2 protein-coding genes are annotated in these 914 nt (G+C 46.6%); both read right to left on the bottom strand.

Going from position 1 to position 914, the window contains the following annotated elements:
- On the bottom strand, positions 1-211 hold a 211-nt coding region (locus A3750_RS15360), incomplete at its 3' end, for a hypothetical protein (RefSeq protein WP_197475070.1).
- Positions 208-765: a TIGR03546 family protein gene (locus A3750_RS15355; protein WP_082873231.1), complete on the bottom strand. Its 558-nt coding sequence runs from the start codon at positions 763-765 to the stop codon at positions 208-210. The genes A3750_RS15360 and A3750_RS15355, both read right to left, overlap by 4 nt.
- Between the last annotated feature and the right edge of the window lie 149 nt (positions 766-914).

The raw sequence follows: 914 nt of genomic DNA, 5'->3' as shown, positions 1-914 counted from the left end.
CAAAGATGTAAATACCTGCCGGAGAGAGCGATAGATCAACATTCGCAACGTCAACGCGCGCGCCATTAATCTGAGTTCCTGTGCGCTCTATTCCCTGCTTAATGAGCCACGGTGCTGCCCAATAAAAACAGAGCACGAGCAGCGCTGTAATCAGCGCAAAGGCGACAATACCAACAGGTCGGATCATGCTCTTTTGTTTAGTCTGATTCATCGTGCTACCTCTGCCACTGAATACGCCGATGAAAGCTTCTGGAACCAGCTCGAAGCCTTTAACGCCTTTACAATGTGCAAGCGATTCACCCAAGCCACAACGGTGTCGCGGTAGCGTTTGATTAACCAAACACTAACGATATACACAGGAACCGCAAGTACACTAGCGAGCAGCAAGCTACCGATAGTCAGGGTGTTATTAAAGTGCGCCAGGCGCCAAAGGTCACTTTGGTACATACTCGCCCATAACGCTTGTAAAGAATCATTGAGCAAAAGCCCTTCGCCGATAGACGCTGAGTAAGGGTCAAGTAGCCAAGCGATACCCGACCAAACGGGAAAGCTTGCAAAAAACGTAAATAAGTTGATCCTCAAAACACACAGCATCAAAACCACCAGCAGATTATGTAGGCTCCAAAACGGCGTCAGCGCCATGATCATAGAGAGTACGATCGCACCTGCCAGTTGCGCTGGGTTTTCATTTGCATTGAGCAGTTTTAGAAACTTGATAAATCCGTTTAGCATTGTTCGTGCACCAACATCTTTTAAATAGAACAAAACATTAACGCCCTAGTCTTTAAAAAGCTAGAACCTAAAGGCGAAAGTCTAAGATGCAAACCTTACAAGAGATGTGAAGAAAATAGCTCGGCCGCTGTTTCAATTACTACGGCATGGCGCCGAGCTAGTCGTGCATGATCTTTATCGTA

The sequence above is a fragment of the Oleiphilus sp. HI0079 genome (genome assembly GCF_001635105.1).
Note: the sequence above shows the minus strand (reverse complement) of the source record. Positions and strands in the feature narration are given on the sequence as shown.